At 67.9% G+C, this 26,049-nt stretch carries 25 protein-coding genes and 2 tRNA genes; 7 read left to right on the plus strand and 20 right to left on the minus strand.

The annotated features are described in order from the left end of the window. Positions 1-44 precede the first annotated feature (44 nt). The 14 genes from CFB49_RS16860 to def form a co-directional block, all read right to left on the minus strand. Positions 45-800 (minus strand): tetratricopeptide repeat protein, encoded by a 756-nt coding sequence (locus CFB49_RS16860; protein WP_089491790.1) that lies wholly within the window; start codon positions 798-800, stop codon positions 45-47. Next, positions 797-1,582, minus strand: coding sequence for an HpcH/HpaI aldolase family protein (locus CFB49_RS16865; RefSeq protein WP_089491791.1), 786 nt, complete (start codon positions 1,580-1,582; stop codon positions 797-799). The genes CFB49_RS16860 and CFB49_RS16865 overlap by 4 nt, the downstream gene beginning before the upstream one ends. A gap of 334 nt (positions 1,583-1,916) precedes the next feature. Continuing rightward, positions 1,917-2,369 (minus strand): 6-carboxytetrahydropterin synthase QueD, encoded by a 453-nt coding sequence (gene queD, locus CFB49_RS16870; protein ID WP_006477472.1) that lies wholly within the window; start codon positions 2,367-2,369, stop codon positions 1,917-1,919. 18 nt (positions 2,370-2,387) lie between these two features. Then, complete coding sequence (gene queE / locus CFB49_RS16875; protein ID WP_050011126.1) at positions 2,388-3,020, minus strand: 7-carboxy-7-deazaguanine synthase; 633 nt, start codon at positions 3,018-3,020, stop codon at positions 2,388-2,390. Positions 3,021-3,096: 76 nt separating this feature from the next. Continuing rightward, positions 3,097-3,831, minus strand: a complete 735-nt coding sequence (gene queC / locus CFB49_RS16880; protein ID WP_089435775.1) for a 7-cyano-7-deazaguanine synthase QueC — start codon at positions 3,829-3,831, stop codon at positions 3,097-3,099. 350 nt (positions 3,832-4,181) lie between these two features. After that, a tRNA-Phe gene (locus CFB49_RS16885) sits at positions 4,182-4,257 on the minus strand. Positions 4,258-4,317: 60 nt separating this feature from the next. Next, positions 4,318-5,019 carry a response regulator transcription factor EsaR gene (esaR, locus tag CFB49_RS16890; protein WP_069618230.1) on the minus strand — a complete coding sequence of 234 codons (702 nt, stop codon included), beginning with the start codon at positions 5,017-5,019 and terminating at the stop codon, positions 4,318-4,320. Further along, the gene (gene esaS / locus CFB49_RS16895; protein WP_089491792.1) at positions 5,020-7,434 is read right to left on the minus strand and encodes a sensor histidine kinase EsaS; all 2,415 of its coding nucleotides are present in this window, start codon (positions 7,432-7,434) and stop codon (positions 5,020-5,022) included. Then, positions 7,424-8,014, minus strand: a complete 591-nt coding sequence (locus tag CFB49_RS16900) for a DUF4390 domain-containing protein (RefSeq protein WP_069618232.1) — start codon at positions 8,012-8,014, stop codon at positions 7,424-7,426. Before CFB49_RS16900 ends, esaS begins: the two co-directional genes overlap by 11 nt. Then, complete coding sequence (rsmB, locus tag CFB49_RS16905; protein ID WP_089491853.1) at positions 8,011-9,402, minus strand: 16S rRNA (cytosine(967)-C(5))-methyltransferase RsmB; 1,392 nt, start codon at positions 9,400-9,402, stop codon at positions 8,011-8,013. The genes CFB49_RS16900 and rsmB overlap by 4 nt, the downstream gene beginning before the upstream one ends. 231 nt (positions 9,403-9,633) lie before the next feature. Further along, positions 9,634-10,491 carry a zinc metalloprotease HtpX gene (htpX, locus tag CFB49_RS16910; protein WP_011546484.1) on the minus strand — a complete coding sequence of 286 codons (858 nt, stop codon included), beginning with the start codon at positions 10,489-10,491 and terminating at the stop codon, positions 9,634-9,636. 100 nt (positions 10,492-10,591) lie between these two features. Then, positions 10,592-11,233, minus strand: a complete 642-nt coding sequence (locus tag CFB49_RS16915; protein WP_069618233.1) for a LysE family translocator — start codon at positions 11,231-11,233, stop codon at positions 10,592-10,594. A gap of 120 nt (positions 11,234-11,353) precedes the next feature. Continuing rightward, the gene (gene fmt / locus CFB49_RS16920) at positions 11,354-12,346 is read right to left on the minus strand and encodes a methionyl-tRNA formyltransferase (RefSeq protein WP_089491793.1); all 993 of its coding nucleotides are present in this window, start codon (positions 12,344-12,346) and stop codon (positions 11,354-11,356) included. A 34-nt stretch (positions 12,347-12,380) separates the two neighbouring features. Further along, on the minus strand, positions 12,381-12,884 hold the full coding sequence (gene def, locus CFB49_RS16925) for a peptide deformylase (RefSeq protein ID WP_006485794.1): 504 nt from the start codon (positions 12,882-12,884) through the stop codon (positions 12,381-12,383). 185 nt (positions 12,885-13,069) lie between these two features. On the opposite strand from def, the gene dprA reads away from it, so the two are divergent. The 3 genes from dprA (at position 13,070) to CFB49_RS16940 (ending at position 17,590) form a co-directional block, all read left to right on the plus strand. After that, positions 13,070-14,383 carry a DNA-processing protein DprA gene (dprA, locus tag CFB49_RS16930; protein WP_179234909.1) on the plus strand — a complete coding sequence of 438 codons (1,314 nt, stop codon included), beginning with the start codon at positions 13,070-13,072 and terminating at the stop codon, positions 14,381-14,383. 36 nt (positions 14,384-14,419) lie between these two features. Continuing rightward, positions 14,420-14,800 carry a thioredoxin family protein gene (locus tag CFB49_RS16935; RefSeq protein ID WP_089435779.1) on the plus strand — a complete coding sequence of 127 codons (381 nt, stop codon included), beginning with the start codon at positions 14,420-14,422 and terminating at the stop codon, positions 14,798-14,800. 192 nt (positions 14,801-14,992) lie between these two features. Continuing rightward, positions 14,993-17,590 (plus strand): DNA topoisomerase III, encoded by a 2,598-nt coding sequence (locus CFB49_RS16940; RefSeq protein WP_069618237.1) that lies wholly within the window; start codon positions 14,993-14,995, stop codon positions 17,588-17,590. 124 nt (positions 17,591-17,714) lie between these two features. On the opposite strand, the gene CFB49_RS16945 is transcribed toward CFB49_RS16940, so the two are convergent. Beyond that, positions 17,715-18,767 (minus strand): LysR family transcriptional regulator, encoded by a 1,053-nt coding sequence (locus CFB49_RS16945; RefSeq protein WP_089435780.1) that lies wholly within the window; start codon positions 18,765-18,767, stop codon positions 17,715-17,717. A 427-nt stretch (positions 18,768-19,194) separates the two neighbouring features. On the opposite strand from CFB49_RS16945, the gene CFB49_RS16950 reads away from it, so the two are divergent. Next, positions 19,195-20,208, plus strand: a complete 1,014-nt coding sequence (locus tag CFB49_RS16950) for a D-2-hydroxyacid dehydrogenase family protein (protein ID WP_069618239.1) — start codon at positions 19,195-19,197, stop codon at positions 20,206-20,208. A gap of 36 nt (positions 20,209-20,244) precedes the next feature. Here CFB49_RS16950 and CFB49_RS16955 read toward each other — a convergent pair whose 3' ends face one another. Together CFB49_RS16955 and CFB49_RS16960 are read right to left on the minus strand one after the other, a co-directional pair. Then, a complete protein-coding gene (locus tag CFB49_RS16955) occupies positions 20,245-21,111 on the minus strand; it encodes a patatin-like phospholipase family protein (RefSeq protein WP_089491795.1) in 867 nt (288 codons plus the stop codon). A gap of 8 nt (positions 21,112-21,119) precedes the next feature. Further along, positions 21,120-21,524 (minus strand): PaaI family thioesterase, encoded by a 405-nt coding sequence (locus CFB49_RS16960; RefSeq protein WP_069618241.1) that lies wholly within the window; start codon positions 21,522-21,524, stop codon positions 21,120-21,122. A 190-nt stretch (positions 21,525-21,714) separates the two neighbouring features. Here CFB49_RS16960 and CFB49_RS16965 point away from each other — a divergent pair. Both CFB49_RS16965 and CFB49_RS16970 read left to right on the plus strand, forming a co-directional pair. Beyond that, positions 21,715-21,790, plus strand: a tRNA-Lys gene (locus CFB49_RS16965). 191 nt (positions 21,791-21,981) lie between these two features. Next, a complete protein-coding gene (locus CFB49_RS16970) occupies positions 21,982-23,031 on the plus strand; it encodes a DUF3592 domain-containing protein (RefSeq protein ID WP_089491796.1) in 1,050 nt (349 codons plus the stop codon). A 36-nt stretch (positions 23,032-23,067) separates the two neighbouring features. Here the strand turns inward: CFB49_RS16970 and CFB49_RS16975 are convergent, their stop codons facing one another. Then, complete coding sequence (locus CFB49_RS16975) at positions 23,068-23,682, minus strand: CGNR zinc finger domain-containing protein (protein WP_089491797.1); 615 nt, start codon at positions 23,680-23,682, stop codon at positions 23,068-23,070. Positions 23,683-23,763: 81 nt separating this feature from the next. Between CFB49_RS16975 and CFB49_RS16980 the strand changes: the two genes are divergently transcribed. After that, positions 23,764-24,579, plus strand: coding sequence for an alpha/beta fold hydrolase (locus tag CFB49_RS16980; protein WP_089491798.1), 816 nt, complete (start codon positions 23,764-23,766; stop codon positions 24,577-24,579). 23 nt (positions 24,580-24,602) lie between these two features. Here the strand turns inward: CFB49_RS16980 and CFB49_RS16985 are convergent, their stop codons facing one another. Continuing rightward, complete coding sequence (locus tag CFB49_RS16985; protein WP_089491799.1) at positions 24,603-25,361, minus strand: amino acid ABC transporter ATP-binding protein; 759 nt, start codon at positions 25,359-25,361, stop codon at positions 24,603-24,605. Beyond that, positions 25,358-26,038, minus strand: a complete 681-nt coding sequence (locus tag CFB49_RS16990) for an amino acid ABC transporter permease (RefSeq protein ID WP_089491800.1) — start codon at positions 26,036-26,038, stop codon at positions 25,358-25,360. Before CFB49_RS16990 ends, CFB49_RS16985 begins: the two co-directional genes overlap by 4 nt. Positions 26,039-26,049: the final 11 nt, after the last annotated feature.

The raw sequence follows: 26,049 nt of genomic DNA on the forward strand, positions 1-26,049 counted from the left end.
CGAAAACGGCGCCCCGGCGCCGTTTTTCATTGGGCGAGGGCCGCTTACTGCGGCGGCGCGTGCGCCTTGCCTTGCTGCGCCGCGCCGGCGCCCGATGCCGGCGTCGGCGCCTTCAGCCGCGCACTCAGCTCCTTGAATTTCAGCCCGGCCGTCTCGTCGCCCTGCGCGGCCGCCGCCGCGTAATACGCGCGCGCGATGTTCAGGTTCTGCGCGACGCCGTCGCCGCCACGCTCGTAGAACGACGCGGTCACGTACTGCGCGACGGGCTCGCCCGCGTCGGCGGCCTGCTTGTACCACACGAACGCCTGCCGGTTGTCGCGCGGCGTGCCGCGCCCGTCGAGGAACTGGTTCGCGAGCGACAGCTCGGCCTGCACGTGCCCCTGCTTCGCGGCCCGCAGGAACCAGCGATGCGCTTCAGTCGGGTTGCGCGCGACGAACTCGCCGTCGTCGAACATCCGGCCGTACACGTACTGCGCATGCGACATGTTCGCTTCCGCCGCGCGCTTCAGCCAGCGCAGTCCTTCGTCGACGTTCGCCGTCACGCCTTCGCCCGTCAGCAGCATCATCGCGTAGTTGAACTGCGCGAGGCGATCGCCGCGCTCCGCCGCATCGTGGAACTGCACGAGCGCCGCGCGATAGTCGCCGGCGTTGTAGTCGGCGACCGCCGATTGCGTCTCGTGCGACGGATCGGGCTTCGCTTGCGGCGCGCCCTGCGCGGCGGCCGCCGCCCACACGGTCCACAGCCCGACCATCGCCCCGATCCGCACTCGCCTGCGGCACGCAGCGCCTCCACCGTTCATGACCGTACCTCCTGCAACGCCTGCCGCGTCGCGCGCAACAGCCAGCTCACGTCGGCCGATACCGTGATCATCCGGTATCCGGCGTCGCGATACTGGCGCGCGGCCGCCGTATCGCCGGCGAAGATGCCGACCGCGACACCCGCCTGCTTGCCGGCCGCGAGCACGCGCGCCATCGCGACTTCGACGTCCGGGTGGCGGATATCGCCGAGATGCCCGAGGCTCGCCGCGAGATCGGCCGGGCCGACGAACAGGCAATCGACGCCAGGCGTCGCCGCGATCCGCTCGACTTCGGCGACGCCGCGCGCCGATTCGACCTGCACGACCACCGCGACTTGTGCATTCGCCGTCTGCAGGTAGTCGCGGCGCATGCCGAATGCCGCCGCGCGCACCATGCCCGCCACGCCGCGCAGCCCGTCGGGCGATTCGGGCGACGGGAAGCGCGTGAGCCGCACCGCGTGCGCGGCGTCGTCGGGCGTCTCGATACACGGGAACATCAGCGTGCGCGCGCCGGCGTCGAGCGCGCGCTTCACGAGCCACGGCTCGCGCGCCGGCACGCGCACGACCGGCTCGCTCGGCAGGTGCGCCGCGGCGATCGCGCGCAGTTGCGACGCCACGTCGCGACTGTCGTTCGGCGCATGCTCCATGTCGATGCAGAGCCAGTCGTAACCGGCATGCGCGAGCGCTTCCGCGGCCGAGTCGCTGCCGAGCGACAGCCACAGGCCGTACAGCGGCTCGTCACCGTCGCGCAGGCGTTGTTTGAGGGAATTGGTGAGCGTGCTCATCGATACGGCCTCCGGGACGGAACGGCAATCGAACGGGACAAGCAACAGGCGCGGCGAAACGCACCCCGCCGGGCAATCGAAGCACGGCGGCGGCGGCAGATCGCGCGCCGGAGAACGTGAGTCGGGGCGGGACGGCCAATCTGACAGCGCGGGCCGCGCGATGGCTCACGCGAGCGTGTTTCGGTGCCGCACGACGATCATAGCGCGGCGGGTGCTCGATGCGGGAACAGACGGGGGAAGCCGTGCCGGCGCGGGACCAAGGGAAGCGACGCCGCCAGACGCGGTGACGGGCAGCCCGCGCCGGACGGCGGGGCTGCCGGGGGGGCAGGCAGGATCAGCGGCCGGGCTGGCGCTCGACGTCGGCCCAGCAGTTCGGCGTCTCGTACAGGCGCACGCGCTCGAGGCGCAGGTTCACGCCGTAGTGCGCGTCGTACACGTTCGCGAGGAGGTCGAACGCGATCGCCGCGAGGTTCTCGACGGTCGGGATCCGGTCGATCACGACCGTCTTGTGGTCGGCCATCTGCTCGAGGAACGAGCGCACGACGTCGTCGCGCGCATAGACCAGGAACGCGTGGTCCCACTTGCTGACGAGGTGCTCCATCGCGAGCGCCTTCACGTCGGCGAAATCCATCACCATGCCGCGGTCGGGCGCGCCCTCGGTATCGACGAGATCGCCGCGCAGCGTGATTTCGAGCACGTAGCGATGGCCGTGCAGGTTCCTGCACTGGCTGCGGTGATCGGGGATGCGGTGGCCCGCGTCGAATTCGAGTTTTCGGGTAATCAGCACGATGTCAAAAGCCGTGGCTCAGGGAATGTTCAGATATTTGTGGGTCTGCATCGACAGCCGCCACTGCGGATGACGCTTGCACCAGTCGATCGCGAGCTTCGTGTTGAGGTCGCGCGACGGGCCGTCCATCGGCTGCACGAGAAAATACTCGAAATCGAGCTTCGCGTAGTCGGCCAGCCGCTGGTTGTCCTGCGGCACGACGACCTTCAGTTCGTTGCCCTTCGTGACGACGAGCGGCGCATCGGCCTTCGGGCTCACGCAGATCCAGTCGATCGTGTCGAGCACCGGCAGCGAACCGTTGGTCTCGATCGCGATCTCGAAGCCGGCCGCATGCAGCGCGTCGACGAGCGGCTGGTCGAGCTGCAGCATCGGCTCGCCGCCCGTGCAGACGACGAAGCGGTGCGCTTCGCCGTCCGGCCACAGGCCGGCGATCGTCGCGACGAGCGCGGCGGCATCCTTGAACTTGCCGCCGTTCTCGCCGTCGGTGCCGACGAAATCCGTATCGCAGAAGCGGCACACGGCCTCCGCACGATCCTCTTCGCGGCCCGACCACAGGTTGCAGCCGGCGAACCGGCAGAACACGGCCGGCCGGCCCGCATTCGCGCCCTCGCCCTGCAACGTGTAGAAAATTTCCTTGACCGCGTAAGTCATCGTGCTTCGTCCGGCTCGCGCCGCTCGTTGTCGATCAGAATCCGTTGTCCATCAAGCGCTGCCCGCGCGAGCCGCGTCACAGCGGCGCTTCGGTCACCCGCTCGCCCTTCAGGTAGGCCTCGTAGCCGCGCTTGCGCAGCTTGCAGGCCGGGCATTCGCCGCAGCCGAAACCCCAGTCGTGCAGCTCCGCGCGCTCGCCCACGTAGCACGTGTGCGTCTCGACGCGGATCAGTTCGACAAGCGCGTCGCCGCCGAGCTGTTCGGCAAGCTGCCAGGTCTGCGCCTTGTCGAGCCACATCAGCGGCGTCTCCAGCACCATGCGCGTATCCATCCCGAGATTCAGCGCGACCTGCAGCGCCTTCATCGTGTCGTCGCGGCAGTCCGGATAGCCGGAGAAATCGGTTTCGCACATCCCGCCGACCAGCACGCGCAGCCCGCGGCGATAGGCGATCGCCGCGGCGATCGTCATGAACATCAGGTTGCGGCCCGGCACGAACGTGTTCGGCAGGCCGTTCGCCGTCGTTTCGATCTCGATCGTACGCGTCATCGCGGTATCGCTGATCGCGCCGAGCACCGACAGGTCGATCATGTGATCGTCGCCGAGCCGGTCCGACCACGCCGGAAACGTGTGCTTCAGCGCTTCGCGCACGCCTTCGCGGCACTCGAGTTCGACGCGATGACGCTGGCCGTAGTCGAAGCCGAGCGTCTCGACCGTCTGGTAGCGTTCGAGGGCCCATGCCACGCACGTGGCGGAGTCCTGCCCGCCGGAAAACAACACGAGCGCGCCGTCTTTAGCGTCTGTCCGAATCACCGTGATACTCCGTGAATGTGTAGGCTCGCGTCGCACTGCGCCCCGAGGCCGGCTGCCGCCGGGCGGCCGACGCGGCCGGCCTGCGCCGGCCCGACCAGTATAGGCAGCGCGGTGGGCCGCGAATGCGGCGGCGCGCTTATACCGCTCATCGCGCGGCATCGTGGCCGCGCGCCACGGCAGGCGCGCCGCGGGCAGCCTGCCATGCGCATGAAGCGATGCGCTAAGTCATTGAGCGGGCACGGATTTTATCATGCCTCGGCGAATGCTGCCGGGCCCGCCGATCACGACGCGCGATATCCACCACAAACGAAAAACCCCAAGAACCTTCCGATTCTTGGGGTTTTAAATGCTGGTGGCCTGGGACGGAATCGAACCATCGACACGCGGATTTTCAATCCGCTGCTCTACCAACTGAGCTACCGGGCCAACGAAGAATGAAAGTATATCGAGCTATTCGCCCCCGAGCAAGTGCTTTCGCGAAATATTTTACAGCGCACCTTCGGACGGCTTCTTGCCGAGCTCGACGCCGAGCTGCTTGAGCTTGCGATACAGGTGCGTGCGCTCGAGGCCCGTCTTCTCCGCGACGCGCGTCATGCTGCCGTTCTCGCGCGCGAGGTGATATTCGAAGTACGCGCGCTCGAACGCATCGCGCGCCTCGCGCAACGGGATGTCGAACGGAATCGCGGCCGTCTGGCCCGCGAGGCCGAGCGCCGACGCCATGTCGTCGCCGAGCGTCGGCAGCGCCGCCGCGGACGCGACCGCCGCCGGCCCCGCGGCCTGCCCGCCGCCCGCCTTCGCCGCCGTGTTCGCGGACACCGGCGCGGCGCCGCGCGCAAGACCGTGCTCGACCGACTTCAGCAGCTTCTGCAGCGCGATCGGTTTCTCGAGGAAATCGAGCGCACCGATCTTCGTCGCCTCGACGGCGGTATCGATCGTCGCGTGCCCGGACATCATGATCACGGGCATCGTCAGCAGCCCCTGCGCCGCCCATTCCTTGAGCAGCGTGACGCCGTCGGTATCGGGCATCCAGATATCGAGCAGCACGAGATCGGGCGCCTGATTCAGCCGGTATTCCCGCGCGGCCTGCGCGTTCTCCGCCGCCTCGACGACATGTCCTTCATCGCTGAGGATCTCCGAGAGCAATTCCCGGATGCCCATTTCATCATCTACCACCAGGATGGTTGCCATTTACGCTGCCTTTGTCTGCTCACTTGCTTTTGTCTTGGCGGGAGTCGCCCCGTCCTGCGCACCGGGTTCGGCGCCTGGCGTATCGCTCGCCATCTGCAGGAACAGGATCGACACCTGCGCACCCTCGACGGTCTCGCCGTGCATGCGATTGCGCAGATCGATCCGCGCGCCGTGCTCGTCAACGATTTTCTTGACCGTGGCCAGCCCGAGCCCCGTGCCCTTCGCCTTCGTCGTCACGTAAGGCTCGAACGCGCGGGTCAGGATGCGTGCCGGAAAACCGGGCCCGTTGTCGGACACGGTCAGACGTACCGCGACGCGCGTTTTGCCCTCGGCGTCTGGGTCGCCATATTCTACTGTCTTGGTTTCGATCAACACACGCGGATGCGCGGACTCCGCAACCGAATCCTGCGCATTCTGCAGCAGGTTGTGAATCACCTGGCGCAATTGCGTCGCGTCACCGCGAATCACCGGCAGCGACGGCGCGAGTTCGGCGACGATCGGGTTCTTGCCTTCGCCGACGCCGTACAGCCCGAGCACCTCGCTCGCCAGTTCGTTCAACTGCAGGTTCGCGAGCACCGCCGGCGGCGTGCGCGCGTATTCGCGGAAATCGTCGACCATCCGCTTCATCGCGGCGACCTGGTTCACGATCATCGTCGCGCCGCGCTTGAGCACGTCCGCGTCGGGCGGTGAAAGCTTGTCCGACAGCTTCATCTGCAGCCGCTCGGCCGACAGCTGGATCGGCGTCAGCGGATTCTTGATCTCGTGCGCGAGCCGCCGCGCGACCTCGCCCCATGCGACCGAACGCTGCGCGGAAATCACGTCGGAGATGTCGTCGAACACGACGACGTAGCCGGACGTCTGCGGATCGTCGGCCTGGCCCTCGACCGTCGACACGAGCCGCGTGCCGCGCACGAGCAGCGTCAGCGGATCGGTTTCGCCCGGCACCTCGATCGCGAACTGCTGCTGCCAGTGGCCGCGATCGCCGCTGCCGCCGTCGGACGCCGCCTCGCGATCGGCGAACGCCTTGCGCACCATCGCGCCGAACCCGGCGGCCACGCCGATCCGGTCGAGCGTCGTGCCGATCAGCGAGTTGAACGGCTGCCGGAAGATCCGCTCGGCGCCGCGATTGGCCGTCGTCAGCCGGAACTGGCGGTCGAGCACGAACACGCCGGCCGTCAGGTTCGCGAGGATGCTCTCGAGATACGTCTTCGAATGCTCGAGCGCGATGCGGTTCTTCTCGACCGCGAGCCGCGCCTCCGACAACTGGCGCGTCATCGCGTTGAACGACTGCGTGAGGAAGCCGAGCTCGTCGCGCGTCTTGATCTCGCGCTTCGGCGTGTAGTCGCCTTCCGTGATCTCCTTCGTGCCCTGCGCGAGCAGGAACAGCGGCCGCGCGAGCTGCTGGCCGAGCGCGAGCGCGAGCATCATCGCGATGAAAGTCGCGAGGAACAGCGCGAGCGTCAGCGTGCCGATGTACATCTTGCGCAGGCCCGTGCGGCCGAGCGACTTTTCCTGGTACTCGCGGTACGCGCGCTGCACGGCGTCCGCGTTGTGCGCGAGCCCGGGCGGCACCGGCTGCGTGAGCTGCAGGAACCGCTCCGCCGGCTGCAGCAGCGACGTCGTCGCGTCGGGAATCGGCCGCACGACGCGCAGCCGCAGTGCGCCCTTCGCGCCGTGCGCACGCGGGTCGCCGTCGACTTCGCCCTCGATCGCCGCATACGCGCCGTGTTCGCGCGCCTGGCTCAGCATCAGCGGCGTCGGCAGATCGTCCGGAATCAGCGCCGCGAAATTGCCCGATGCCTGCGCGACGATGTGCAGGTCGGGCGCCGCGCCCGAGCCGCCGCGGCTCGGCTCGACGATCGTCGCGTCCTGCACCCCGAACTGGTCGCGCAGCCGCAGCAGCGTGAGCGTCGTGCCGTTCGTGTTCGCATCGACGCTCGCGAGCTGGTCGGACATCAGCCGCGCCTTCGTCTGCAGATCGGACAGCGACGCATCGAGCATCCCGCGGCCGAGGTTCAGGCCCGCCGTCAGCGCGGTCTCGACGTTCACGTCGAACCACGATTCGATACTGCGCGACACGAACTGGTACGACACGATATAGATGATCCCGCCCGGCACCACGCCGACGAGCGCGAAGAACACCGCGAGCTTCGCGAGCAGCCGCGTGCCGAACTTGCCCTTCCTCAGGCGCACGACGATCATCCCGATCAGCCCGAGCACCACGAGCAGGAACACGAGCGCGACGACGATGTTCGTCGCGTACAGCCACGAGTAGTAGCGGTCGAAGAATTCGGTGTTCGCGCTCGCGGCCGCGAGCAGCACGAGCAGCAGCAGCGCGGTCAGCGCGACCGTCGAGACGATCACGCGGATGAGGAGACTCTTCCCGCTGGCCGCGCGGCGCACTTTATTTAGCACGTTCGGTCACCGTGAAGTTGAAGCGCTTCCAGTCCGACCCGAGCGTCCAGTCGCGGTTGTTCACGGCATCGACCTGGAACGGCTTCGGCATCAGCGCCGTATCGAGCTGCATCCGCACCGACGCCGTGTAGGTTTCGCCCGCGCGCACCTGGTTGCGGTCGATCACGTGCCACGACGTGATGTGCCGGACCACCGCGAGCGCATCCTTCAGCGACGGGAAGCCGAGCTGCAGGCCGCCCGTCGACACGCGGTATTCGCGCGTGAGCGGCTGGAACGACAGGCGGATCGTCTGCGTGACCGCCACCGGCTGCTCGTCGAACCAGTACCAGCGCGCGCGGCTCAGCTCGAAGTCGGTCGTGAAGTAAAGCGGGATGCCCTTGTTGACGGCATCCTCGAGATTCGGATTCAGCTCGAAGTCGAACCGTGCGTCGAGACTCCAGCCGCTTCCGTCGGACTGGAGCGACGCGCGCTGCACGGCGATCGATTCGGCATGCGCCGGCCGGACGACGGCCAGACACAGCGTCAACGCGACCAGCAAGACGGCCGCGAGCCGAAGGGGAAAAAGGTGTTTGATCGTCACCGTTTCTGAAACCGCGCGTAGAAAAATCCGTCGTGATCGGTGTTCTGGTCGAGTGCGCCGGCGGCCGCCCGTCCCTGCACGCCGCCCGGCAGCAGTTGGCCGGGGGCGTCCAATCGTACCGCATCTTCACAGGCCGCTTCAAACCAGCGGGCCTGCAATTCGCCTTCCTCAGGGAAGATCGAGCAGGTCACGTAAAGCAGTTCGCCGCCCGGCTTCACGAGCGGCCACAGCGCCGCCAGGATGCGACGCTGCTCCGCGACCAGCGCCGGGATGTCGGCCTCGCGGCGCAGCCAGCGGATGTCGGGGTGCCGCCGCACGATGCCGGACGCCGAGCACGGCACGTCGGCCAGGATGCGATCGAACGGACGTCCGTCGTACCACGCGTCAGGTGCGCCCGCGTCGCCGACGCACACGTTCGCGGCGAGCGACAGGCGCACGAGATTCTCGCCGATCCGCGCAGCGCGCGTCGGGTCGCTTTCGAGCGCCACGACGTCCGCATCGGCGAGTTCGAGAATATGGCCCGTCTTGCCGCCGGGCGCCGCGCATGCATCGAGCACGCGCATGCCGTCGCGCGCGCCGAGCCACTCGGCCGCGAGCTGCGCGCCCGCGTCCTGCACCGACACCACGCCGTCGGCGAATCCCGGAATGCGTTCGACCGGCAGCGCCGACGCGAGCCGCACCGCATGCCGGCCGATCGCGGTCGCGTCGATCCCGTTCGCACGCAGCGTGTCGAGATACGCGTCCACGCTCGCGCGGCGCGCGTTCACGCGCAGCGTCAGCGGACCCTGACGCTCGCCCGCCGCGAGAATCGCCTGCCACGCGTCGGGCCATGCGCGCTTCACCGCATCGACCCACCATTCGCGGTAATTCCAGCGCGCGACCGGGTCGTCCTGCATCGCGGCGACGAGCGCGTCGCGCTCGCGCAGGAAACGGCGCAGCACCGCGTTGACCATTCCCTTCGCGAACGCGAATTCGCGCCGCGCACCGATGACGGTGACGGCCTGGTCGACCACCGTGAACGCCGGGTACGCGGCCTCGTCCGCCGGGTCGAGCAGCAGCGCGAACGCGCCGGCGAGCACCGCGTGCACGTGCGCGGGCGGCGCCTTGCTGACGAACTTGCCGATCAGCCAGTCCGCGCTGCCCAGGCGGCGCATCGTCCGGTAGGCGACGTCCTGCGTCGCGCCGCGCGCGAGTGCCTGCGCACCGGACGGCATCTGCGCGAATACCGCCGACAGCGCCGCCGGCAACGCGGTGCCGCGTCGCACCGCATCGACCGCCTGCGCGGCCGCGTCGAGCGCGAAGCCGAGCGAATCGGGCGCCAGGTGCAGCGCAGCCAGGCGCGCCGGGCGGCCGGAGGAGGTCGGAGCGGAAGAACGGGGTCGTGTCATCGGTGCGGAATCGGCAAACAGGCGCGGCAATCGGGTGCGGCAAAGAAATGCGGCAAACGGCGGGATCGCAACCGCCAGATGGCCCGGCGATCCCAAACCGCGCATTGTAGCGTGCAGCCATGCCGCGCCTTTGGCCCCTTTACGGCGCGCACAAATGAAACACCCCGCAGCGCGAAGCATGCGGGGTGGCGAGCAACGCCGCGCGGCAACGGCCGCACGGGTCGCCGACGGTCACTCGAAGCGGCCGGTGCGCGCCATCTCCATCAGGCGCGCGATGCGCTCCTCGGTGGCCGGGTGCGTCGAGAACAGGTTCTGCAGGCCGCCGCCGTGCAGCGGGTTCATGATCATCATCTGGGCGGTGGCCGGGTGCGCCTCGGCCGCCTGGAACGGGATGCCCGCCGCATAGCGATGGATCTTGTCGAGCGCGGTGGCGAGCGACTGCGGATCGCCGGAAATCTGCGCGCCGCCGCGGTCCGCCTCGAACTCGCGGGCCCGCGAAATCGCCATCTGGATCAACGCGCCGGCGATCGGCGCGAGCAGCGCGACCGCGATCCCCGCGATCGGGTTGGCCGGCCGGCCGTTCTCGTCGCGCCCGCCAAAGAACATCGCGAAGTTCGCGAGCGCCGAGATCGCGCCCGCCATCGTCGCGGTGATCGTCGAGATCAGGATGTCGCGGTGCTTCACGTGCGCAAGCTCGTGCGCCATCACGCCGCGCATCTCGCGCTCCGACAGCACGCGCAGGATGCCCGTCGTCGCGGCGACCGCCGCGTGCTCGGGGTTGCGGCCCGTCGCGAACGCGTTCGGTGCGTCCTCGTTGATCAGGTAGACGCGCGGCATCGGCAGGTTCGCGCGCGTGGCGAGCTCGCGCACCATCCGGTAGAACTGCGGCGCCGTGTTCTCGTCGACTTCCTGCGCGTTGTACATGCGCAGCACCATCTTGTCCGAGAACCAGTACGAGAAGAAATTCATGCCGAGCGCGAACAGCAGCGCGATCGTCATGCCGCGCGAGCCGCCGATCATCCCGCCGATCACGATGAACAGGGCCGTGATCGCGGCCATCAGCATCGCCGTTTTGACCCAATTGAACATACCCACTCCTTATCCGTCAGGGGACCCGCCGCGCATCGCAGCGCACGGCGGAAAATTGTAAGCGATTTGTTAGATAAGGTCTCGCCGGAAAAATTCAATCTCAGCGTTGCGAAGCTGCAAGACGAAGGCCGAGGCCGACAAAAGCGCTGCCCACGGTACGGTCGAGCCACTTCTTGACGCCCGGCTTGCCGGAAAAGCGCTGCGTGACGCTGCCCGCCACCCACGCGACCAGGCTCGTCCACACCGTGCTCATCGCGACGAACACCGCGCCGAGGGTCAGGAACGCCCAAGCCTTGTGCGGGCTGTCGGCCGACACGAATTGCGGAAAGAACGATACGAAGAACAGCACGACCTTCGGATTCAGCACGTTGGTCCAGAAACCCTGCATGAACAGCTGGCGCAGCGGCTTGGCGGCCGCGGCCTGCGCGGCTTCGGCGCCCGACGGCGCGGCGGCCTGCTTCGCGATGATCATCCGCACGCCGAGATAGATCAGGTACGCGGCGCCAACCAGTTTGATCACCGTGAACGCGGTTGCCGACGCCGCCAGCAGCGCGGTCAGGCCGAACGCGCAGGCGAGCGCGTGGACGCAGCAGCCGGCCGAAATGCCGAACGCCGACATCAGCCCGGCACCGCGCCCCTGCGCGACGCTGCGGCCGACGATGTAGGCCGTATCGGGACCGGGCGTGATGTTCAGCAGGAAAACCGCGAACACGAAGAAGCCGAAATGGGTGATGCCGAACATGAAAACCTCGAAACCGGAGAGCGCAGGGAAATTCTACGCGCGGCTGGGGCCCCGCGCGACTCGGCCGTCCGGCCGGTTGCGCCGGGCCGGCAGACCGGGTCGAATGCCGCTCGGGCCGTGTCAGTCAGCGTCCGGCAGCGCGAAACGCTGGCCGGCGGCGAGCGGCGAACCGGCGAGGAATTCCCGCGCGGGCAGCCGCTTGCCGCCCGGTTTCTGCAACTGGGTCACGCGCAGCGCGCCGCTGCCGCATGCGACCACGACGCCTTCCGGCGCGGCTTCGACGATCGTGCCGGGGGCTGCGTCGGCATTCGTGCCGCGCGCCGCCACGGGCTCCGCGGCCCAGAGCTTGATGGCCGCGCCGTCGAGCGTCGCGACGCCGCCCGGGAACGGATCGAACGCACGCACCTGGCGCGCGAGCACGTCGGCAGGCTTGCGCCAGTCGAGCGCCGCTTCGTGCTTGCCGATCTTTTCCGCGTAGGTCACGCCGTCAGCCGGCTGCGGCGTCGCCGGCAGCATGCCGTCGCGCTCGAGCCGCACCAGCGCGTCGACGATCAGCCGCGCGCCGTCGGCGGCGAGGCGGTCGTGCAGCGTCGCGGTCGTATCGTCGGGCGCGATCGCGATGCGCGCCTCCTCGATCATCGCGCCGGTGTCGAGACCGACGTCCATCTGCATCAGCGTGACGCCCGTCTCGGCGTCGCCGGCTTCGATCGCACGATGGATCGGCGCGGCGCCCCGCCAGCGCGGCAGCAGCGACGCGTGAATGTTGATGCAGCCGGCGCGCGGAATGTCGAGCACTTCCTGCGGCAGCAGCAGGCCGTACGCGGCCACCACCATCACGTCGTGCGGCGTCGCGCGCAGCAGTTCGATCGCGTCGGCCGCCTCCGCCGGGTACTTGCCCGCGCGGCGCAGCGACGGCGGCTGCGCGACGGTCATCCCGTGCTCGACGGCGTAGCGTTTCACGGCGCTTGCCTGGAGTTTCATCCCGCGCCCGGCCGGGCGATCGGGCTGGGTGAGCACGAGCGGCACCGGAAAACCGGCCTCATGGATCGCGGCAAGAGCGGCCGCGGCGAATTCCGGCGTGCCGGCAAAAATCACGCGCAACGTATGGGTCATGACAGCGTTCGGAGTCGGGCTGGGCGCACGCGCATCACATCGCGCGTTCGAGTTTCTTCATCTTCGTCTTGATACGCGTCTGTTTGAGCGGCGACAGGTATTCGACGAACACGCGGCCCATCAGGTGATCCATCTCGTGCTGGACGCACACCGCGAGCAACCCTTCGCAGTCGAGCTCGAACGTCTCGCCCTGCTCGTTGAGCGCACGTACGCGCACGTGGTCGGGGCGCTCGACTTCGTCGTAGATGCCGGGCACCGACAGGCAGCCTTCTTCATAGGTCTGCTTTGCGTCGCTCGACCACACGATTTCCGGATTGATGAACGCGCGCAGCTCGTTCTTTTCCTCGGAGACGTCGATCACGATCACCCGCTCGTGCACGTCGACCTGCGTGGCCGCCAGGCCGATGCCGGGCGCCGCGTACATGGTCTCGGCCATGTCGGCGACGAGCTTGCGGATCCGGTCGTCGACCTTGTCGACGGGCTTCGCGACCTTGTGCAGCCGCTTGTCGGGGTAATGAAGAATATTGAGCAAAGCCATGGTGTTCGGTATTCGGTGGAGCAGCGCGCCGCATCGGCCATCCGGCCGGCTGGCGCCGCCGCCGGGATGCAATGAAGATGAGGCGGATGCGTGGCATATCAATGCCGCGCATCGCGCCTCCTGCAATCGGCCGGGCGCCTGTGCGCACGGCCCTGTCGAGTATTTCGGATGATGAAAATTTTATCATGGCGCCACGCGCTCCGCTGGACGCCGCATTCGAGGGCAGGCTCATGTCCCCGCAAGCGCTGACGCCCGCCGCGCTGCGCGCATGGCTGCAGCTCGCGCATGCGCCCGGCCTCTCGGCCGCCGTGCTGCAGGCGCTGCTCGCGGCATTCGGCTCCCCGGCGGCATTGCTGTGCGCGCCCGGCGACGCGATCGCCGCCGTGAGCAGCCCCGCCGCCGCGCAGGCCGTGCGCGCGAGCGAGCGCGACGATCTCGATACGCGCACGAGCGCCGCGCTCGCGTGGCTCGACGGGCCGGGCAACGTGCTCGTCACGCTGAGCGACCCGGCCTACCCGCCGCGGCTGCGCGACCTGCACGATCCGCCGCCGCTGCTATATGTAAAGGGGCGGCTCGACCTGCTGCACGCAGGTGGCCTCGCCGTGGTCGGCAGCCGCCATGCGACGCCGCAGGGGCTCGCCGACGCCACGCATTTCGCGCACGCGTTGTCCGACGCGGGTCTCACGATCGTCTCGGGCCTCGCGCTCGGAATCGACGGCGCCGCGCATCGTGGCGGACTCGATGGCCGCTCGGGCACCGTCGCGGTGATCGCGACGGGTGCCGATCTCGTCTATCCGGCGCGGCACCGCGCGCTCGCCCACGAGATCGCCGCGCACGGCGCGATCGTGTCGGAATGGCCGCTCGGCACGCCGGCCCGCGCCGCGCATTTCCCCCAGCGCAACCGGCTGATCGCCGCGCTCGCGATCGGCGTGCTCGTCGTCGAGGCCGCCCCGCGCTCGGGCTCGTTGATCACCGCGCGGCTCGCGAACGAACTGGGGCGCGATGTGTTCGCGATGCCCGGTTCGATCCACGCCCCGCTCGCGCAGGGCTGCCACGCGCTGATCCGCGACGGCGCGAAGCTCACCGCGGCGCCGCTCGACGTGCTCGAGGAATACGGGCTGGGCGAGCCGGCCGCGCGCACGATGGGCGACGCGGTGCGGGCCGGCAACCCTGGCCTGAACGTGGGTGACATTCGCCAGCCCGAAGCTAATGGCGTCGCGCAACCGGATCGCCCTGTCGCGCCCGCCGCACCGCCCCGCATCGACGCCCCGCCACCGGGCAACCCGTCGGAACAGGCGGTGCTCGCGGCGCTGGGATACGGCCCCGTGACGTACGAATGGCTCGCCGAGCACAGCGGCCTGTCCGACGACGTGCTGCATGGCGCGCTGCTCGCGCTGGAACTCGCCGGCCGCGTCGCGAGCGTCCCCGGCGGACGCTTCGCGCGGCTTGACGCGGCGCCCACCCCGTCCGCGCGGGGCGTGCTACATTCCCCGGCATAGGGGCGGCCCGGCCGCCGACGCTACTCAAGGAATGCCATGCCCGCGCTGAATCTCGACACCGACGCAGATCGGATCGCCGAGCGCCTCGCCGATCCCGGCACGTTGCTGGTCGCGTGCCTGTGCGCCGACTGGTGCGGCACGTGCCGCGACTACCGGGCCGCCTTCGACCGGCTCGCCGACGCGCATCCGGACGCCTGCTTCGCGTGGATCGACATCGAAACCCATGCCGACCGGCTCGACGATCTCGACGTCGAGAACTTCCCGACCATCCTGATCGAGGATGCCCACACCGCACGCTTCTTCGGCACGGTGCTGCCGCACGCGGCGATCGTCGAGCGCATGCTGTCCGACCTGAGCGCGGTGCCCGGTGCGCCGCACGCACCGAAATTGCGCGACGTCCTGAACGTCGAAGCCTGAATTCGCGGGCCGGCGCGGCGGTTTGGCGCAGGTTTGCGCGCCCCGCCGCGCCCGGCGCTTGCCGCCGTTGCGGCCCCCCACTATGATGAGCCGCTTTTTACACGCTGAGCCGCCGTCGCTGCGGCGTGTGCTATAAAGCGGTCGTAAAAGGGACCCACACCGGCGAACCCGGTCTACCAACACACACCTGTCATGTCCAAAGCACTGATCATTGCGGAAAAGCCTTCTGTCGCGAACGACATCGCACGCGCTTTGGGCGGCTTTACCAAGCATGACGAGTATTACGAGAGCGACGATTTCGTCCTTTCGTCCGCTGTCGGCCACTTGCTGGAAATCGCCGCCCCGGAGGAATACGAGGTCAAGCGCGGGAAATGGAGCTTCGCGCATCTGCCCGTCATCCCCCCGCATTTTGACCTGAACCCGATCGCAAAAAGCGAGTCGCGCCTCAAGGTGCTCACGAAGCTGATGAAGCGCAAGGATGTCGACCGCCTGATCAACGCATGTGACGCGGGGCGCGAAGGCGAGCTGATTTTCCGCCTGATCGCGCAGCACGCGAAGGCGAAGCAGCCGGTCCAACGACTGTGGCTGCAATCGATGACGCCGCAGGCGATCCGCGACGGTTTCGCGAACCTGCGCAGCGACTCGGACATGCAGCCGCTCGCCGACGCCGCACGCTGCCGCTCGGAAGCCGACTGGCTCGTCGGGATCAACGGCACCCGCGCGATGACCGCGTTCAACAGCAAGGGCGGCGGCTTCTTCCTGACCACCGTCGGCCGCGTTCAGACGCCAACGTTGTCGATCGTCGTCGAACGTGAGGAGAAAATCCGCCGCTTCGTCCCGCGCGACTACTGGGAAGTGAAAGCCGAATTCGCGTGCGCGGCCGGCTTCTACGAAGGCAAGTGGTACGACCCGAAATTCAAGCGCGACGAGTTCGATCCGGAAAAACGCGACTCCCGCCTGTGGAGCCTGCCGGCGGCCGAAACGATCGTCGCCGCCTGCCGCGACCAGGTCGGCACGGTATCCGAGGAATCGAAGCCGTCGACGCAACTGTCGCCGCTGCTGTTCGACCTGACGAGCCTGCAGCGCGAGGCGAACGGCCGCTTCGGCTTCTCCGCGAAGAACACGCTCGGCCTCGCCCAGGCGCTGTATGAAAAGCACAAGGTGCTGACCTACCCGCGTACCGACGCGCGCGCGCTGCCGGAAGACTACCTGTCGACGGTCGAGTCCACGCTCGAGATGCTCAAGGAGAGCCACAACTACCTGCCGCATGCGAAGCAGGTGCTCGACAAGGGCTGGGTGAAGCCGAACAAGCGGATCTTCGACAATTCGAAGATCAGCGACCACTTTGCAATCATCCCGACGCTGCAGGCGCCGAAATCGCTGTCCGAGCCGGAGCAGAAGCTGTACGACCTGGTCGTGAAGCGTTTCCTCGCGGTGTTCTTCCCGGCAGCCGAATTCCGCGTCACGACGCGGATCACCGAAGTCGCCGGCCATCACTTCAAGACCGAAGGCAAGGTGCTCGTCGAGCCAGGCTGGCTGCAGGTGTACGGCCGCGATGCCGAAGGCGCGGACGCGAACCTCGTGCCGGTGCAGAAGGACGAGAAGGTGAAGACGGACGAAATCGCCGCCGTCGCGCTCGTGACCAAGCCGCCCGCACGCTACTCGGAAGCGACGCTGCTGTCCGCGATGGAAGGCGCCGGCAAACTGGTCGAGGACGACGAGCTGCGCGAGGCGATGGCCGCGAAGGGCCTCGGCACGCCGGCGACGCGTGCGGCGATCATCGAAGGCCTGCTCGGCGAGAAGTACCTGCTGCGCGAAGGTCGCGAACTGATCCCGACCGCGAAGGCGTTCCAGCTGATGACGCTGCTGCGCGGCCTCGGCGTGAAGGAACTCACCGCGCCCGAGCTCACCGGCGAATGGGAATACAAGCTGTCGCAGATGGAGCGCGGCAATCTCGGCCGCGACGCGTTCATGCAGGAAATCGCCCGCATGACGCAGCAGATCGTCAAGCGCGCGAAGGAATACGATTCCGACACGATTCCCGGCGACTACGCGACCCTTCAGACGCCGTGCCCGAATTGCGGCGGCCAGGTGAAGGAAAACTACCGCCGCTTCGCGTGCACGAAGTGCGACTTCTCGATCTCGAAGATCCCGGGTAGCCGGCAGTTCGAGATCCCGGAAGTCGAGGAGCTGTTGCAGAAAAAGGAAATCGGGCCGCTGTCCGGGTTCCGCAGCAAGATGGGCCGCCCGTTCTCGGCGATCCTCAAGCTGTCCTTCGACGACGAGACGAAGAACTACAAGCTCGAGTTCGATTTCGGCCAGGACCAGGGCGGCGAGGAAGGCGAAGCGCCCGACTTCTCCGCGCAGGAACCGGTCGGCGCGTGCCCGAAGTGCAAGGGCCGCGTGTTCGAGCACGGGATGAGCTACGTGTGCGAGCACTCGGTCGCGAACCCGAAGACCTGCGACTTCCGCTCGGGCAAGGTGATCCTGCAGCAGGAAATCACGCGCGAGCAGATGGGCAAGCTGCTGGCCGACGGCCGCACGGATCTGCTGCCGGGCTTCAAGTCGTCGCGTACCGGCCGCAACTTCAAGGCGTTCCTCGTGAAGCAGCCGGACGGCAAGATCGGCTTCGAGTTCGAGAAGAAGGAACCGAAGGCGGCCGCGGCGAAGAAGACGGCCAAATCGGCGACGAAGGATGCCGAAACCGTGACCGAAGGCGCCGAAGAGAAACCGGCGCCGGCGCGCAAGACCGCCGCCCGCAAGACGACGGCGCGCAAGACGGGTTCGTGACGGCCCGACCGCCGGGCGCCGCTTCGGGCGTGCCCGGCGCCGGCACGCAGCCATAAAAAAACGCGGATCGATCGATCCGCGTTTTTTATTTGCGCCGGCCGTAATGCTACCGGGCGCCGCCCCGTTACAGCGGCGACGGCACCGCCACGCGCGTGCGCGGCGAGCGCGCCACACGCGGCTGCAGGTTCGGACCGGTCGATTCGGGGGGCTGCTCGGCACGCATCTCGACGCCGATCGGCGGCACCGTCGCGCTCTGCGCGGCCCATTGTTCGCCCATCGTCGCGTCGGTCGAGTGGCTGAAATGCTCGACGAGGTGGTCGATGAACGTCCGCACCTTCGCCGGCAGATGGCGCCGGCTCGGGTACGCGATGTTGATCTCGACCTGCGGCAGCCGGAAATCCGGCAGCAGCCGCACGAGCGCGCCGCGCGCGATGTCGCTGCCGATCAGGTAGCTCGGCAGGATCGCGACGCCCATCCCGAGCAACGCGAACTGGCGCAGCATCGCGGTGTTGTTCGCGACGATCACATTGGTCGGGCGCACGCGCACTTCGCCGTCCGGCCCCGTGAACACGCGCTCGTCGCCCCAGTATTCGGTTGGCAGGCTCAGGGCCGGGTGTTCGGCGAGTTGCTCCGGATGAATCGGCACGCCGTGCTTCTCCAGATAGCTGGGCGTCGCGCACACGGTCATGCAGCCGGTGGTCAGGCGCCGCGTGACGATGCTCGCGCTACGCATCTGGCGCGTGACGACGATGCCGACGTCGAAGCCTTCCTCGACCAGATCGACCTGCCGGTCGACCAGCGTGAGATCCGGCACCACTTTCGGGAAATTCTCCGTGTACGACTGCAGGACGGGGGCGAGGTTGTGCAGGCCGAACACGACCGGCGCGACGATGCGCAGCGTGCCGACCGGCTCGTGATTGCGCGCGACGACCATCTGTTCGACATCCTCGAGCTCGTCGAGGATCTGGCGGGCACGCTCCAGATAGACCTGACCCGACTCCGTCAGGGAGAGGCTGCGCGTGGTGCGATTAAGCAAACGCGTGCCGAGCCGGCCTTCCAGATCGGCGACGTGGCGCGTCGCGACCGCGTTGGAGATATCCATTGCGCTCGCGGCCCGCGCGAAACTGCCGAGATCTGCAACCTTGACGAACACGCGCATCGACTGCAAATGATCCATAAACGACTCCTGCCGCTGTTACAACTTCAAAAAGATGAAGCAAATGCGTAATTCTCCTACGACAGCGGAAATGATGCAGAGTTGCTCAACAAGGGGCCGGTTGACGATAAAAATAGTCAAAAATCCTCGCCTTCTGCGGATACTTGATCCAATTATTCTGCTTGAAGCAACAATTGGGTGAACCTCGTCGAGTAAGCGGCCGAATCAGGAAAGACGTATTTGATGCGACACAACAGCGCGCCCCTTTGCACGGCGCGGGAGGAGCGCCCGGGATGGCGGGGGCCGATTGCGGCGGAGCGTAACAACCTGTTAAAAAGACACCATGAAGGCGGCCGACGTTGCATCATGTCGGCCCCGGCCGGGCGAGACGGCCGCGCAAGCTGCGCCGCCGCCCCTGCCGCTTTCAACGCGCGACACCCCGTTCACCATGAAAATTGCCATCCTCGACGACTACCAGGACGCCGTCCGCAAGCTGAACTGCTTCGAGATGCTCGCCGGCCACGACGTGAAGGTCTTCAACAATACGGTGCGCGGCCTGGGACAGCTCGCCAGCCGTCTGGCGGAAGTCGAGGCGCTCGTGCTGATTCGTGAACGGACCCCGATTACGTCGCAATTGCTCGCCAAGCTGCCGAACCTGCGCATGATCAGCCAGACCGGCCGCGTGTCGAGTCACATCGATCTCGACGCGTGTACCGACCGCGGCATCGCGGTGCTCGAAGGCACCGGTTCGCCGGTCGCGCCGGCCGAGCTGACCTGGGCGCTCGTGATGGCCGCCCAGCGCCGCATTCCGCAATACGTCGCGAACCTGAAGCAGGGCGCGTGGCAGCAGTCGGGCCTGAAAACGTCGGCGCTGCCGCCGAACTTCGGCCTCGGCCAGGTGCTGCGCGGCCAGACGCTCGGCATCTGGGGCTACGGCAAGATCGGCCGGCTCGTCGCCGGTTACGGCAAGGCGTTCGGGATGAACGTGCTGGTCTGGGGCCGCGAGCATTCGCTCGAAGCCGCGCGCGCCGACGGTTACACGGCCGCCGAGAGCCGCGAAGCGCTGTTCGAGCAGAGCGACGTGCTGTCACTGCACCTGCGTCTGCACGACGACACGCGCGGGATCGTGAAGCAGGAAGACCTGATGCGGATGAAGCCGACGTCGCTGCTCGTCAACACGAGCCGCGCCGAGCTGCTCGAGGAAAACGCGCTCGTCAACGCACTGTCGCACAACCGTCCGGGGATGGTCGCGATCGACGTGTTCGAAAGCGAACCGATCCTGCAGGGCTACAGCCTGCTGCGGATGGAAAACGTCATCTGCACGCCGCACATCGGCTACGTCGAACGCGAAAGCTACGAGCTGTATTTCAGTGCCGCATTCCGCAACATTCTCGCGTTCGACGACGGCGACATGTCGAGCGTCGCCAACCCGGAAGCGCTGACGCCGATCCGCAAGCGCTGATCGCACGGGCCGCGCACGTCGCGCGGCCCCCCTTGGTCAGGCGGCCACGCGGCCGCCCGTCATCGCGCCGACGCGCGTGAGGAAATGCTCGCCGTCGCGCCGCCCGAGATCGTACGCATGCCGCATCTGCGACGGGCTCGTGTAATCCCAGCTCGAAATCGGGACCTTGCTCGACGGCTGCACATACAGCCGCCGCTGCTCGCCATGCGCGACCGTGAACATCTGCGGACGCGGATACAGCCGCGTGACGAGCACCAGCACGTCGCCCGGCGACGGATCGAGCGCATCGACCGGCACGTTGTCGACCATCCCGCCGTCGAGCACCGGCCGCCCGCCGCGCCGCAGCACCGGCGTGAACGGCGGCGTGCAGGACGACTGCAGGATCAGGTCGGCGAGTTCGTCGACCTGCGTGCAGGCCTGCGCGCGCACGAATTCCGGCCGAAAGCCGAGCGTGCGCCCGAGCGTCGGGTGCAGCGTCTTGCGCACGTACTTTTCGATGTTGTATGCGACGAGGCCGGCGGCGACCGCGCTACGCGCGCCGAGCCAGCGCGGCACGTGCGACACGCCGATGCGGATCTCCGGCGCCGCGGCGAGCTTCGCGAACGGCTCGCCGTAGATGTCGAGCAGCGCCTGACGGTAGATCCGGTAATGCGGAAACACCGGCTCGCGCCCGAACAGGTTGCCCCAGTACGCGTTCTTCCGGTTGTGGCGCAGCGCCTCTTCGTAATAGCGCATCACCCACGCGGCGTCGCGCGTATACAGCATGCATGCGGTGGCCGCGCCGGCCGAGATGCCGGTGATCACGCGCGGGCGCAGGCCGAGGGCCGGCTGCGCGACGTCCCAGAAGCCGGCCTGCCACCAGCAGCGATTGCCGCCGCCCGCAAAGGCGATCTGGTCGAACATCGCGCCGCTCAGCCGATGAGCGCGTAGGTCGACGTCGCGTGGACGGCCATCTTGCCGTCCTCGTCGAACAGCTCGACTTCGCCGAACACGAGGTTGCGGCCCATCCGCAGCACGCGCGCGGTAACCAGCACGTCGCCCTTGCGCACCGGACGCATGAAGTTCGTGTTCAGCGACACCGTCGTCATCGGCCGGAATTCGCCGAGCGCGGCCGAGATCGCGACCACCATCGCGGTGTCGGCGGCCGCCGTGAACACCTGGCCGCAGATCACGCCGCCCGAATGGCGGAACTCGCCGGAAAACGGCAGGCGCAGCGTGACGCTGTCGTCGCCGATCGACACGGGGACCAGACCCAGCGAGCGGACCCACGGGGCCAGCAGGCGATCCAGCAATTCGCGGACTGCGTTTTCGTCCATCTTCGAATGTCCAGAAAACGTTGCGCGACCGCCGCGCAACGCGTGTGGCGTCATCATACCGGGAGCGCGCAAACTGCGACCGCTCGTTACGGCGCGGACGGCCGCCTTTGCCTTGACGAAATATTTTAAGAAAATCTGCAGAAAGGGCTTGCCATGCCCCGAAAACACCGGCATAATCTTTCTTCTGTTGGGGGCGTTAGCTCAGTTGGTAGAGCAGCGGACTCTTAATCCGTAGGTCGAGTGTTCGAGTCACTCACGCCCCACCAGGAATTCCAAAGGCCGGTCAGCGAAAGCTGACCGGCCTTTTTCCGTTCTGGCGCACCGCATTCGCGGCGTGCGCCTTTCACGGCGGTACACGACCGCGCGCCCGGCGCGCATCGTTTCCGCTAGAATCGTCCGACAAATATCACACGACCGGCGCCAAGCATCGTCGTTGGCCCGCCGGCACTGAGAGAGCATGGGACGTCAGACATGGAAGCATGTGAACGACGCGCGACCATTCAGAGGGCATGGTTGCGCCAATATCGGCCCGTCCGTCGCGATAGGCCGCTCACCCGGGCACACCCGAATCCGCGCGACGCACGAACCGGATCGCGTCATGCCGGGTAAGGGCGCGCGGGTCGCGCTGATGATCGGTGTCGTCCTGTTCGTGCTGGCCGGCGTACTGGCCATCACCGCAAGCCGGGAACCCGGCCACCTGGTCCGCGCGCCGGGCACGGTCGTGCGCATCGTCCAGGACAGCGATGCGATGCGCGCGTACCGCCCGATCGTCGCGTACCTCGCGAACGACGGCCAGCGCCGCGAAGTCGCCGGCAATACCGCATCACCAGTCCCCGCCTACGACATCGGCGAAAACGTCGACGTCCTGCTCGACCCCGACCACCCCGAGCGCCCCGCGCTGATCGACGATTTCACGCAACGCTGGTTTCCGGTGGCCGTGCCCGCGCTGCTCGCCGTCGCGGCGTTCGCGATCGGCGGCCTGCTGATTGCCGGCGAGCGTCGCCGCCGGCAATCGGACCCGGCGCCGCCCCGCACCGCACGCAAGCCGACTCGGCGCCGCTGGGATGTGGCGATCGTGCTGATTCCGATCGCGATCGGCACGGGCTTTCTCGCCGGCGCCGGCGCGGCCGGCCTGCATCAGTGGCAGATCGTCCACCACTATGCGCGTTCGACCGGCCATGTGGTCGAGATCGCGAAAAACGGGCGGTCGTCGCGGTCGCGCACGGCGCCGTATTCGGCCGTCGTCGCGTTCACCACCGACAGCGGGCGGCTGATCACGTTCGCCCAAGGCTCGGCGTCGTCGCGCCCGGGCCTGCACGAAGGCGACGCAGTCAACGTGCTGTACGACCCCGTCACCCCCGAGCGTGCGCTCGTCGATCGCTTCTGGGATCGCTGGGGCCTCACGGCCATCCTGTTCGCGATCGGTGCGCCGTTCCTTGCAGCGGGGCTGTTCATCGCCGCGACGTTATGGCCCGACCACCAGCGGCCGCACGAAGCCGCTCAATGACGCACGCGCGGCGCGGCAACCGTCGCGACGCGCGCGTCACCGCTCCCTGAACGCCGCCACCTTCGCGCGATTCCCGCACGTGCGCATGTCGCACCAGCGCCGCCCGACGCCGCGGCCGCGGTCGACGAAGAACCACGTACACCGGCCGCACTGCCGCACGCGCGCGAAATCGTCGCTGCGCATCAGATGCTCGAAACCGAGCGCGACTGCGTCGATCCAGCGCGACGCGACACGCGCGTCGGGCCGCCACGCGAAGCGGCCGCCGACCGCGTCGAACGCGCTGCGGCCGATCGCTTCGCGGATCGCCACCGCAAGCCGGTCCGCCGCACGCGCGCCCGCGCTGCCGCCGCCTTCGGTCGTCAGGTGCGTGATCGCGGCGTACGCGTCGTCGCGAAAGCGGTGCAGCGCCGCCAGCTCGTCGGGGCCGTCCTGCCGAGGATGACGCAGCAACCGCGCCAGATCGTCCGGCGTCAGCAATCCCGCCTTCCCTGCCCAAGCGCGCACGGCCGGCCAGTCGACAAGCTTCTCCTCGTCGCGTGTCTTGCCCGTGTCGGCCACCGTGTTGAGGAAGTCGAGCGCCGGATGACCGCCGACGAAATCGGCCGCGCTCCATTCGTGCTCATGTCGCGCCGGGTCGGATCGAGTAACCATTTATTTTCACCTATCGGTTTCACATCCGGACAATCCGGCGTAACCTGTTAACAACCGAAACAGGTTATCACGGAGAAGCCGATGCTCGAACTCGCGAACCGCTTCAATTTCGAAGGCCACCGGATTGCATGGGGCACGCTCGGCGAAGGCCCGCCACTCGTCCTTGTGCACGGCACGCCGTTTTCGTCGCAGGTATGGCGCCGGATCGCGCCGTGGCTCGCGCGGCGCCACCGCGTGTATTTCTACGACCTGCTCGGCTACGGCCAGTCCGACATGCCGGACGCGGACGTGTCGCTGGGCCGCCAGAACGCGCTATTCGGCGCGCTGCTGAATGAATGGAAACTGTCGCGGCCGCGCGTGCTCGCGCACGACTACGGCGGCGCTACCGTGCTTCGCGCGCACTTTCTCGACGGCATCGCGTATGCGGATCTCACGCTCGTGAACCCGGTCGCGATCGCGCCGCAAGGGTCGCCGTTCGTGCGTCACGTCGCGCAGCACGAAGCCGCGTTCACCGGCTTGCCCGCGTACGCGCATCACGCGCTCCTGTTGGCCTATATCAGCCAGGCGGTCGCGCGGCCGTTGAGCGACGACGTGCTGTCGATCTACCGCGAGCCGTGGCTCACGCCGGCCGGGCAAGCCGCGTTCTATCGCCAGATCGCGCAGATGCGCCAGCGCTACATCGAGGAAGCGGAGGCCCGCTACGCGCCGCCGGACTTTCCGGTGCGCATCGTGTGGGGCGAGGACGACGTGTGGATTCCGCTCGAGCAAGGACAGGCGCTGGCCGATCGCATCGCGAACGGCACGCTGATCCGGGTCCCCAACGCGGGTCATCTGGTTCAGGAGGATGCGCCGGAAGCGATCGTCGCCGCCGTGCTCGATGGGGACGCACCGGGCTGAGCATCACCGCATCGCGTATCGCGTCAGAACACCGGCACGCCGTGCGCGAGCGTCGCGACGAACTTCGCGGTGCGCGGGTCGCGCGGCCGGCCGAATACGTCGCGCGATGCGCCGGCCTCGACGATGCGGCCATCGGCAAGGAACACCGCGTCGTGCGCGATCGACGCGGCCAGACGCAGGTCGTGCGTGGCCATCAGCATCGTCGTGCCTTCGCGTGCCAGCTGGCGCAGCACCTCGACCACTTCGACGGACAGCTCCGGATCGAGCGCCGACGTCGGCTCGTCGCACAGCAGCACCTGCGGCGACGGCGCGAGCGCCCGCGCGATCGCCACACGCTGCTGCTGTCCGCCCGACAACGTGGCCGGCCACGCGTCGGCCTTGTCCGCGATGCCGACCTTGTCGAGCAGCGCGAGCGCCCGCTGGCGCGCCTGTTCGCGCGGCCAGCGCTGCACGGTCACGAGCCCCTCCATCACGTTCTGCACGACGCTCAGGTGCGGAAACAACTGGAAGTTCTGGAACACCATGCCGGTCTGCTTGCGCACCGCGAACACCGCGTCGCGCGACGGCCGGTACGCCGGCACGAAGTCGATGCGCGCATCGCCGACCACGAGCGCACCCGCCTCCGGCACTTCGAGCAGGTTCACGCAGCGCAGCAGCGTGCTCTTGCCGCTGCCGGATGGGCCGATCAGCGCCGTCACGCTCCCCGGCTGCAGTGCGAGGTCGATCCCGCTCAGCACGCGATGCGCGCCGAACGACTTGTCGATGCGTTCGAGGCGGATCATCGCAGCTCCGCGTGGAACAGCGCGTGGCGGCCGAAGCGAAGCTCCAGCCGGCGTTGCAGCGACGACAGCACCGAGCTGAACAGCAGATAGATCAGCGCGGCTTCGGTATAGAGGATCAGCGGCTCGTAGGTCACGGCCGCGATGCGTTGCGCGGCCTGGAAGATTTCGGGCACGGTCAGCACGGCCGCGAGCGACGTGTCCTTCACGAGCGAAATGAATGAATTCGACAGCGCGGGCAGCGCAACCCGCGCGGCCTGCGGCAGGATCGCGCGGCGCAGCGCCTGCGCGCGCGTCATCGCCATCGAGTATGCGGCTTCCCACTGCCCCTTCGGGATCGACTCGATCACGCCGCGGATCACCTCGGCGTTGTACGCGCCGACGTTCAGCGAGAAGCCGATCACGGCGGCCGTCAGCGGATCGAGCACGATGCCGACGTTCGGCAACCCGTAGAAGATCACGAACAACTGTACGAGCAGCGGCGAGCCGCGGAACAGCCAGATATAGAACCGCACGACGGCCTGCGCCCAGCGCGGCCCGAACAGCCGCGCGAGCGCCGCGCCGAACGCGAGCAACAGGCCGATCGCGAACGACGCGAGCGTGAGCGGAACCGTAAACACGAGCCCCGCGACCAGCAGGGGACGCAGCGATTCCACCATCAGGTGCAGCCAGGCCGGCATCGTTCAGTCTC

The sequence above is a fragment of the Burkholderia sp. AU17457 genome, from assembly GCF_002223255.1.
Classification (GTDB): domain Bacteria; phylum Pseudomonadota; class Gammaproteobacteria; order Burkholderiales; family Burkholderiaceae; genus Burkholderia; species Burkholderia sola.

What these genes read in the sequence shown, in the direction of transcription:
- esaR (WP_069618230.1), bottom strand. Translation starts at nt 5,019, where the DNA reads ATGGCAACCATCCTGGTGGTAGATGATGAAATGGGCATCCGGGAATTG.
- CFB49_RS16960 (WP_069618241.1), bottom strand. Translation starts at nt 21,524, where the DNA reads ATGGACGAAAACGCAGTCCGCGAATTGCTGGATCGCCTGCTGGCCCCG.
- htpX (WP_011546484.1), bottom strand. Translation starts at nt 10,491, where the DNA reads ATGTTCAATTGGGTCAAAACGGCGATGCTGATGGCCGCGATCACGGCC.
- CFB49_RS16970 (WP_089491796.1), top strand. Translation starts at nt 21,982, where the DNA reads ATGGGACGTCAGACATGGAAGCATGTGAACGACGCGCGACCATTCAGA.
- CFB49_RS16915 (WP_069618233.1), bottom strand. Translation starts at nt 11,233, where the DNA reads ATGTTCGGCATCACCCATTTCGGCTTCTTCGTGTTCGCGGTTTTCCTG.
- CFB49_RS16950 (WP_069618239.1), top strand. Translation starts at nt 19,195, where the DNA reads ATGAAAATTGCCATCCTCGACGACTACCAGGACGCCGTCCGCAAGCTG.
- queE (WP_050011126.1), bottom strand. Translation starts at nt 3,020, where the DNA reads ATGACTTACGCGGTCAAGGAAATTTTCTACACGTTGCAGGGCGAGGGC.
- CFB49_RS16940 (WP_069618237.1), top strand. Translation starts at nt 14,993, where the DNA reads ATGTCCAAAGCACTGATCATTGCGGAAAAGCCTTCTGTCGCGAACGAC.
- CFB49_RS16990 (WP_089491800.1), bottom strand. Translation starts at nt 26,038, where the DNA reads ATGCCGGCCTGGCTGCACCTGATGGTGGAATCGCTGCGTCCCCTGCTG.
- def (WP_006485794.1), bottom strand. Translation starts at nt 12,884, where the DNA reads ATGGCTTTGCTCAATATTCTTCATTACCCCGACAAGCGGCTGCACAAG.
- CFB49_RS16935 (WP_089435779.1), top strand. Translation starts at nt 14,420, where the DNA reads ATGCCCGCGCTGAATCTCGACACCGACGCAGATCGGATCGCCGAGCGC.
- CFB49_RS16980 (WP_089491798.1), top strand. Translation starts at nt 23,764, where the DNA reads ATGCTCGAACTCGCGAACCGCTTCAATTTCGAAGGCCACCGGATTGCA.
- CFB49_RS16955 (WP_089491795.1), bottom strand. Translation starts at nt 21,111, where the DNA reads ATGTTCGACCAGATCGCCTTTGCGGGCGGCGGCAATCGCTGCTGGTGG.
- dprA (WP_179234909.1), top strand. Translation starts at nt 13,070, where the DNA reads ATGGCGCCACGCGCTCCGCTGGACGCCGCATTCGAGGGCAGGCTCATG.
- CFB49_RS16975 (WP_089491797.1), bottom strand. Translation starts at nt 23,682, where the DNA reads ATGGTTACTCGATCCGACCCGGCGCGACATGAGCACGAATGGAGCGCG.
- rsmB (WP_089491853.1), bottom strand. Translation starts at nt 9,402, where the DNA reads ATGACACGACCCCGTTCTTCCGCTCCGACCTCCTCCGGCCGCCCGGCG.
- CFB49_RS16865 (WP_089491791.1), bottom strand. Translation starts at nt 1,582, where the DNA reads ATGAGCACGCTCACCAATTCCCTCAAACAACGCCTGCGCGACGGTGAC.
- CFB49_RS16945 (WP_089435780.1), bottom strand. Translation starts at nt 18,767, where the DNA reads ATGGATCATTTGCAGTCGATGCGCGTGTTCGTCAAGGTTGCAGATCTC.
- fmt (WP_089491793.1), bottom strand. Translation starts at nt 12,346, where the DNA reads ATGACCCATACGTTGCGCGTGATTTTTGCCGGCACGCCGGAATTCGCC.
- CFB49_RS16860 (WP_089491790.1), bottom strand. Translation starts at nt 800, where the DNA reads ATGAACGGTGGAGGCGCTGCGTGCCGCAGGCGAGTGCGGATCGGGGCG.
- CFB49_RS16985 (WP_089491799.1), bottom strand. Translation starts at nt 25,361, where the DNA reads ATGATCCGCCTCGAACGCATCGACAAGTCGTTCGGCGCGCATCGCGTG.